Annotated in this window: 5 protein-coding genes and 1 pseudogene; 5 read left to right on the plus strand and 1 reads right to left on the minus strand. The window is 64.5% G+C overall.

Features of this window, described 5'->3' with window-relative positions:
* The first annotated feature begins 50 nt into the window (after window positions 1-50).
* The 5 genes from CRD59_RS05650 (at window position 51) to cydC (ending at window position 7557) form a co-directional block, all read left to right on the plus strand.
* Window positions 51-1226, plus strand: coding sequence for an NAD(P)/FAD-dependent oxidoreductase (locus CRD59_RS05650; protein ID WP_113853711.1), 1176 nt, complete (start codon window positions 51-53; stop codon window positions 1224-1226).
* Between the two features lie 68 nt (window positions 1227-1294).
* Window positions 1295-2782, plus strand: coding sequence for a cytochrome ubiquinol oxidase subunit I (locus tag CRD59_RS05655; protein WP_113853712.1), 1488 nt, complete (start codon window positions 1295-1297; stop codon window positions 2780-2782).
* Window positions 2779-3819: a cytochrome d ubiquinol oxidase subunit II gene (gene cydB / locus CRD59_RS05660; protein ID WP_113853713.1), complete on the plus strand. Its 1041-nt coding sequence runs from the start codon at window positions 2779-2781 to the stop codon at window positions 3817-3819. The genes CRD59_RS05655 and cydB overlap by 4 nt, the downstream gene beginning before the upstream one ends.
* Window positions 3820-3881: 62 nt before the next feature.
* Entirely contained in the window at window positions 3882-5729 is a 1848-nt protein-coding gene (gene cydD / locus CRD59_RS05665; RefSeq protein WP_236632752.1) for a thiol reductant ABC exporter subunit CydD, read from the plus strand.
* Complete coding sequence (gene cydC, locus CRD59_RS05670) at window positions 5710-7557, plus strand: thiol reductant ABC exporter subunit CydC (protein ID WP_236632753.1); 1848 nt, start codon at window positions 5710-5712, stop codon at window positions 7555-7557. The genes cydD and cydC overlap by 20 nt, the downstream gene beginning before the upstream one ends.
* Before the next feature lie 364 nt (window positions 7558-7921).
* Here cydC and CRD59_RS05675 read toward each other — a convergent pair.
* Window positions 7922-8515 (minus strand): annotated as a pseudogene (locus CRD59_RS05675) (hypothetical protein); the annotation flags it as partial.

Consider the following 8515-nt stretch of genomic DNA (forward strand, 5'->3'; position numbering starts at 1 on the left):
GGAGTGCGCCGGATTGCTGCGACAGCGAAGCGTGAGCAAAGGTGGAAGCAATGACGACTATCGCCATATTAGGCGGCGGGTATGCAGGTCTGCGTGCCGCCAGGAAACTCGCCCATGCCAAGGTCGGCGCACGTATCATCCTGATCAATAGGAACCCCTACCACTACCAGTCCACCCAGCTCCATCAGCTGGCGGCGGGCACGAAAGAACCGGCGGATGTCTGCTTTTCGATTCGGGAGGCGGCTCCGGCGGGTGTCGACGTGGTGGTAGACGAGGTCGAGCGCGTGGACAGGAACGCCCGGCGGGTGCTGCTGAAGTCCCATCAGCCGATCGACTACGACTATCTCCTGAATGCCTTGGGCTTCGAGTCGGAGACCTTCGGCATCGAAGGTGCCGAGGAGAACAGTCTGCCCCTGGTGGATGTGGACACGGCCATGGCCGCCCGCAGGCATTTGGAGGAGACCCTGGCCCGGTACCGTGCAAGCGGTGACGAGCTGGACTTGCATATCGTGGTCTGCGGTGCCGGGTTCACCAGCATCGAATACCTGGGTGAGCTGGTCCACCGCCTGCCCCGGTTGGCCAAGGAACACGGTTTCCCGATGGAGAAGGTGCGGATCGACTGCATCGAGGCCGCGGATAAGATCCTGCCCATGTTCGAACCCGGGCTTGCCGCCTGGGCGACGGACTATCTGAGCAAGCGGGGGGTCCATTTCCATACGTCCACACCGATCACGGCCATTCGACCGGGTCAGGTGGTCAGCAATGGCACGGCGTTCCCTGCAAACACCATCATCTGGACCACAGGGGTCAAGGGCAGCTCCGTCATTCCCGCATCCGGCTATGATTCGAAGCGCAACCGGGTCGTCGTTCAGGACGACCTGAGCGTGGAGGGCGACCACCGGGAATTCCTGATCGGTGATGTCAGTGCGGTACCGGACCCCTCCAGCGGCCGTCTCTATCCGACCACCGCCCAGATTTCGGTCGCCCAGGCCGACTGCGCGGCTGCGAACGTCGCGGCCCTCCTGGCCGGGCGTCCGACCCGCAAGTTCTCCTTCAAGAGCGTCGGCACCGTATGCTCCCTGGGCCCGTATGCGGGCGTCGCCCAGATCGATTACCTGGGCCACTGGAAGCTCAAGGGTCTGATCGTCGGCGCGGTGAAGAAGGTCGTGAACGACCGCTCGGTGCTCGAGCTGGCCGGTCTCAGAACCGTGCTGGGGAACAACTGAGCACCGGCGGTCCGCCGCCGTGGAAGAACGTATCTTGAAGTAAGCAGTAAGAGAGAGGAAGGAAGGAAATGAGCGTATTAGGGTTATCGCGATTCCAATTCGCGATGACGACTATCTATCATTTCTTCTTCGTGCCTATGACCATCGGCATCGGTTTGGCCGTGGCGATCATGGAGACCATGTATGTGGTGACGAAGAAGGAAGTCTACAAGACGATGACGAAGTTCTGGGGCAAGGTCTTCCTGCTCTCCTTCGCCGTCGGCGTCGTCACCGGCATCATCCAGGAGTTCCAGTTCGGTATGAACTGGTCGAATTATTCGCGCTTCATGGGCGACATCTTCGGCGCACCACTGGCCATCGAGGCGCTCGTCGCCTTCTTCCTTGAATCGACCTTCATCGGGGTGTGGATGTTCACCTGGGACCGGTTCAAGCCGGTGTGGCACATGGTCTTCATGTGGCTGACCACCGCTGGCTCGATTCTGTCGGCGATCTGGATCCTGACCGCCAACTCCTTCATGCAGCACCCGGTCGCCTTCGAGATCAACAAGGCCACCGGGCATGTGCGCCTGACCAGCTTCGCGGACCTGCTCAAGAACCCACAGCTGTGGGTCGAGTTCCCGCATGTGTTCTTCGCCTCGGTGTGCACCGGCGCCTTCGTCGTCATGGGCTGCTCCGCCTGGAGCCTCCTGCGCATGCACGTCAAGGACAGGAAGGACGTGGCGGCCGTCGAGGCGGACGGCAGGCAGAGCGCCAAGGTGGACCTGTTCACCCGCTCCCTGCGTGTGGGTGCCGTGATCGGTCTGGTGGGCGCCTGCTTCACCATCCTCTACGGTGATTTCCAAGGCAAGTTCATCGTCTACGATCAGCCGATGAAGCTGGCCGCCATCGAAGGCATCTACGAGGATACGGGCGATCCCGCACCCTGGCAGGCCGTGGCCCTGATCAACGAGAAGGACCACAAGGTCGAGAAGTCGATCGACGTGCCCGGCCAGGGCTCAGTGCTCTACTACGGCAAGATGAGCGGCAAGGTCGCGGGCATGGACTCCGTCAACAAGGAACTCCACCAGAAGTACGACGCCAAGTTCGGCAAGGATATGAACTACTATCTGCCGACCACGGTGCTCTTCTGGGTGTTCAGGCTGATGGTGGGCATCGGATTCGCTTTCGCGATCGTCTCCATCCTGGTGCTGTGGTTCACCCGCAAGAAGAAGAACACCATGTGGACCAGCCGATGGAAACTGTGGATCATGGGGATCCTGACCTTCGCGCCCTTCTGCGCCACGACCTCGGGATGGCTGGTCACCGAACTGGGGCGGTACCCGTGGATCGTGTACGGCTATCAGACGATCGCCGATGCGGTCTCGCCGACCAGCACGGTGCCCAAGGTGCTCTTCTCCGTGATTGTGTACTTCCTCCTCTTCCTGGTCCTGGGCGCGGTCATGGTCTTCTACACCCGCCGTGTGCTCCATCAGGGTCCCTATTACGAGCCGGACGAGGGCGACAGGCCTGCCGCTCCCAGCGTCGGTTCCGCTGAACGGAAGGTGGCATTGGCATGAGCTTCCTACAAGGTATGTGGTTCTTCGTCATCGGCCTGCTCTTCGCCGGTTTCCTCCTGCTGGAGGGATTCGATTTCGGCGTGGGCATGGCCACACGCTTCGTCGCCCGCAACGGTGACGAACGCGCCGAGTTCATGCGGGCCATCGGACCCCACTGGGATGGCAACGAGGTATGGCTGATCACCGCAGGTGGCGCCATGTTCGCGGCCTTCCCCCTGTGGTACGCCTCGCTCTTCTCCGGCTATTACATCCTGCTCTTCCTGGTGCTGGTGGCACTGATCCTGCGCGGCGTCTCCTTCGAGTTCGCCGGGCATGCGCTGACCGACCGGGAGCGTGGTGTGTGGCAGTGGGCCAACTTCATCGGCTCATTCTTCGCACCCTTCTTCCTGGGCATGATGCTCACCTCCTTCATCCAGGGCGTGCCCATGGATGATGAGGGCAACGCCTGGGTCGGTTTCTTCGGCGTCTTCAACTGGCTTTCGGTGGTCGGCGGCATCGCGGTGGTGTTCTTCTGCTTCCTGCATGGCCTGCACTTCCTGAGCCTGAAGCTGGGCCCCGGCGATTCCCGGCGCATGCTGAACACCTCGGAGAAGCTCTACTGGATCGCCTACCCGGCCCTGGTCGTGTTCGTGGCCCTGTCCCTGTTCATGACCGACTTCTTCCGTGAGCGCCCGGTCTCCACCTGGCTGCTGACGGTGCTGGTCCTGGCCTCCACGATCTGCGGGCATGTCAGCACGGTCAAGAAGCGGGGCGGTTTCGCTTTCGCCTCCTCCGGCGTCACACTCATCGCCCTGATCGCCTGGATATTCAACGGCATCTTCCCCCGCGTCATGGTGGCGGACGACCCGGCGAAGAGCATGCTGATCAAGGACGCCTCGGCTTCTCCCTACACCATGAAGATCATGACCATCGTGCTGTGCATCTTCCTGCCGATCATGCTGGCCTACTTCATCTGGGCCTACTTCATCCAGCGCAAGCGTCTCGTTTCCGACGATGTGAGCATGACCGACCTGAGACCCATCGGTGTCACCCGCTGACACGGAGCGCTGAACGAAGCGCATGACAGCGACCGTCGTGTTCGTCATGGGAGGTATGCCCCTTGATTGATACAAGCCTCTTCCGGTTCGCCGGTATCAGGCGTGAGCTGCTGGCCCTGGCCGCGCTCTCCATCCTTCAAGGGGCGGCCATCTGCGGCCAGGCCACCGGCCTGACCTGGGCGCTGGTGCAGATTTGGTACCGGCGCGGCCTGCCTTCCCTGGTGCTCCCGGCGGTCGCTTTCTTCGTCGCCTTCACCGTCCGTCAGCTGTGCGAAGTGGCCAAGCAGCAACTGGCCACGACCTATGCCGACGGCGTGGTCCGCCGGCTTCGGCCCGAAGTGCAGGCCAAGGTCTTCCGCCTGGGCCCCGCCGCGCTGAACCAGCGCGGCACCGGCTCGGCCGTCACGATGCTGATCGACGGCCTGGACCAGGTCAAGACCTACATCCAGACGGTCCTGCCCAAGATGATGGACATGACCTTCATCCCGCTGATCGCCCTGGTGGTCGTCTGGTCCCAGAGCCCCCTGAGCGGCATCATCCTCCTATGCATGCTGCCCCTCCTCTTCTTCTTCCTGGCCATCCTGGGCCTGGCCGCCCGTGACCGTTCCAACAGGCAGTACGCCCAGTTCCGCAAGCTCAACACCCGTTTCGTCGACACGATCCTGGGCCTGCCCACGCTGAAGATGCTGGGCATCTCCGACGAGTACGAGGACGAGATCCATTCGGTCTCCGACCGTTTCCGCAAACGCACCATGTCGGTGATCCGCGTGGCGCTCACCTCCACTTTCGCGCTCGACTTCTTCACCACCTTGGCCATCGCCATGATGGCCGTCTTCCTGGGCAACAGGCTGATCAACGGCAGCGTCGCCCTCTTCCCCTCCCTGCTGGCCCTGATCCTGGCGCCCGACTACTTCCTGCCCATCCGTCAGTTCGGCGACGATTACCACGCCACCCTGGACGGCAAGAACGCCCTCCAGGACATGCAGGCGCTGCTGAAGCGCCCGGAACCCGCGCAGGACGACAGCCTTGACTGGGAGGGCTGGGGCCCCGACAGCCGGCTGACCGTGAGCCACCTTGACTACACGTATCCCACGAAGCCCCAGGCCGATGCGGTGGTGCAATCCTCGGCCTCGTCGTCCAGGTACTCAAGCAAGGAGCCCGGCCCGGCGGAGCGGGAGGCCGACGCTGAGTCCGCCGGAACCGTGGAACCGGCCCTGACGGATCTGTCCTTCTCCTTCCATGGCTATGGCAAGATCGCCGTCATCGGCCGTTCCGGCGCCGGCAAATCCACCCTCGTGCAGCTCCTGGCAGGCTTCAACGCCCCCTCGGCGGGTTCGATCGACCTGGACGGTCACCGGCTCGAACACTTCAATGCCCCCGCCTGGCAGCGGCACATCGCCTACATCCCGCAGACCCCGTACATCTTCTCCGGTTCCATTGCCGACAACATCCGCTTCTATGCCCAGGACGCCAGCGACGGGGACGTGGAGCAGGCCGCAGGCCGGGCCGGTCTGGACGACTGGCTGGACAGCCTTCCCGAGCGGCTGGACACCCTGATCGGGGAGGGGCACAGGGGCATCTCCGGCGGTCAGGCCCAACGCATAGCCCTGGCCCGCGTGCTCCTGGACGACTCGCGTGGGATCCTGCTGTTCGACGAGCCCACCGCTCATTTGGACATAGAGACCGAATACGACCTGAAACAGACCCTCCTGCCGATCATGGAGGACCACCTGGTCGTGTTCGCCACGCACCGCCTGCACTGGCTGTCCGCCGCGGACCGCATCATCATGCTGGACCAAGGCCGGATCGCGGCCCAGGGCAGCCCCAGTGAGCTGATAGGACGGGGCGGCCCCCTCGACGGGTTGATCGAGCAGATGGGAGGCAACCAGATTGCCGGATACCTCGACTGAACGGACCGCACCGGCGGCGGCCGCCGGGTCCGGCCGGACCGATGGCGGCGCCGGGGCCCCCGAACGCACCGACTACATGAAGGTGTGGGGCAGGGACCACTGGTTCTGGCCTTACCTGAAGATGAACAAAGGCCTGCTGGCCCTCATCTTCTTCCTGGGGACGCTCACCTTCGTGTGCGCGGCCGGCCTTATGTTCACCTCCGGATTCCTGATCAGCCGTTCGGCCCGCCGGCCCTTCAACATCTTCGTGGTCTACGTGCCCATCGTGCTCACCCGCGCCTTCGGCATCGGCCGCCCGGTCTTCAAGTACCTGGAGCGCACCCGCAGCCACGACTGGGTCCTGCGCGTGGTCTCCAGGCTGCGCGTGCAGCTTTACCGCACCCTGTCCAAGGACGCCTCCTTCCTGTCCGAGCATGAGCGCACCGGCAGCGTGCTGTCCATGCTGGCCGATGACCTGGATCACCTGGAGAACTTCTACCTGCGCACCATCTTCCCCACGGTCGTGGCCTACCTTATGTGGCTGGTCGTCACCATGGCCGTGGGCGTGTTCTCCTGGGTCTCCTCCCTCCTCCTGTTCGTGCTCTTCGCCTTGGTGCTGGTCCTGATCCCACTGGTCTCGCTGTCCTTCGCCGACGGCCACTACGCCCTGGAGAAGGCGCGGCGGCAGGAGGAATACACCAAGGTCACCGAAAGCTACCTGGGCTTGTCCGACTGGGTCATCACCCACAGGGGCGCGCAATTCGCCGGCACGGGCGCCGACGACTTCGCCCGGGTCATGGACAGCCAGCGGGAGCAGAAGCGGTTCGAGCGCTGGCGGAACTTCGCCATCCAGATGATTTTCGCCGTCATGGCCGTTGGGCTCCTGGTGGGCAGCCAGCTCTTCCTGACCGGGTCCGACGGCATGGCCGACTATGCGGCGGCCGTGGTCCTGAGCCTGTTCCCACTGATCGACTGCTTCATCGTGGTGGCCCAGGCCTTCGCGGAAGTGCCGCTCTACACCGACTCGCTGGGCAATCTCAATGGTCTGAGCGAACGCGTGGAAGCCCGGCAGTCTGCGCCCGTGGAGCAGGTCAGGCTCTCCGAACCCGTCGGCTCCATCGACTTCGAGCATGTGACCTTCGCCTACGGCCCCGGCCAGCCCGTGCTGCTGGACGACGTGTCCCTGCACATCCAGGCCGGCCAGAAGGTGGCCCTGCTGGGTCCATCCGGCGAAGGCAAGACCACCATCCTGCAGCTGCTGCTGGGCGACCTGCAGCCCGACTCCGGCCGTATCCTGATCAACGGCCAGCCGGTCGCCGCCCTCCAGCATGAGCGGCCCAGGCTGTTCGGCTACCTCAACCAGCAGCCCTTCCTGTTCAACACCACCATCGCCTCCAACATTCGCCTGGGAAACCCGGCGGCCACGGACGACGGGATCTGGCGGGCCCTGGAGGCCGTGCGGATGGCCGACGCGGTGCGTGCCCTGCCCCAGGGCCTGGATACCCCGGTGGAGGAGGGCGGGGCCCGCTTCTCCGGCGGGCAGCGCCAGCGCCTGGCCCTGGCACGGATCGTGCTCAAGGACACCCCGATCGTGCTTTTGGACGAGCCCACCATCGGTCTGGACCCGGTCACCGAGCAGGAGCTCATGGCCATGGTCATGGAGGCCACGGCCGGCCGTACCCTCCTGTGGGTCACCCACCACCTGCAAGGCCTGGAGAGTGCCGACCAGGTGGTCTTCCTTGACTCCGGCCGCATCGCCATGCAGGGCTCTCCCGCCCGGCTCTACCGCGACAACCCCCGCTTCCGCCAGCTCTACCGGCTTGATGTCGGCGACCTGGCCTCCGTCTGAGCGGGGCGGCGGAGGAGGGCGGGGGACCAGGCTGCGTCGGCCCAGGTCTGCCTGGACCAGTGCCCGGTGCCGGGCCTTGGCGAGTCTCGAAGGACTCGTCGCCGCCGTCGACGGCGCCCGGTTTCTCGGATATGGGCTGTGGAAGGCGCACGATCGCAGGTCCGAATCATAGGCGCGGGGCGGGGCATCAGGAGGGTTCCGTATTGCTTTCCGGCCTGTCCGAAGCATGCTGGGAGGATCGGTGCCGCGCGGTAGGGGAAGGGCGGCAGGCGGAGGTTTGGTGTTCGTGTGCCGGTGGGTATGGGAACGGCCCGGTGGTGTGTGTTGCCGCCGGGCCGTGGTTGTGTGTGTCGCTCCTTGGTGTTTAGGCGCTGATGGTGGTGTGTCTGCGTGGCTGGTGTCTGCGGCTGTGCCGGTGGGCTGTTGTGGTGAGGGCGGCCAGGGTGGTGAGGAGTAGGAGGGTGCCTCCGCTGAGTCGTTGGATGGGTATGCTGCCGGCTTTGGGCAGGGTGTATTGGTGGGTGTAGGTGTAGGTGAGTGGGTAGTCGGGTTGGGGTTGGCCGGCTAGGGTCCAGTGGATGTTGGCGGTGACCTGTCCGTCGGGGTGTGCGGGTGCTGTGGTGTCCCAGGTGTGGTTGCCGGTGTTCCAGGTGGGTGGGGGTGTGGCGTCGCTCCTGTCGAGGGTGATGCCGGTGACCGCGATGGTGCGCAGGCCGACGGGGACGGGCGTGTTGCGGTCGGTGTTGCTGTTGTCGCCGAGCTGGCCGTACCGGTTGTCTCCCCAGCTGTATGCGTGTCCGTTGCTGTCGATGGCGAGGCTGTGGAAGTCGCCTGCGCTGATGGTGGTCCAGCGGGTGTTGGGGGCCGGGTCGGTCACACGCGCGGGCGTGGGGTGGGGGTTGGTGTCGCTGCTGCCGTTGCCGAGCTGGCCCCAGCTGTTTCGTCCCCAGCTGTATGC

The sequence above is a fragment of the Bifidobacterium xylocopae genome, assembly GCF_003315615.1.
GTDB classification, from domain to species: Bacteria; Actinomycetota; Actinomycetes; order Actinomycetales; family Bifidobacteriaceae; genus Bombiscardovia; species Bombiscardovia xylocopae.

Coding starts and splice junctions, on each gene's coding strand:
- CRD59_RS05650 (WP_113853711.1), top strand. CDS start 51: ATGACGACTATCGCCATATTAGGCGGCGGGTATGCAGGTCTGCGTGCC.
- CRD59_RS05655 (WP_113853712.1), top strand. CDS start 1,295: ATGAGCGTATTAGGGTTATCGCGATTCCAATTCGCGATGACGACTATC.
- cydB (WP_113853713.1), top strand. CDS start 2,779: ATGAGCTTCCTACAAGGTATGTGGTTCTTCGTCATCGGCCTGCTCTTC.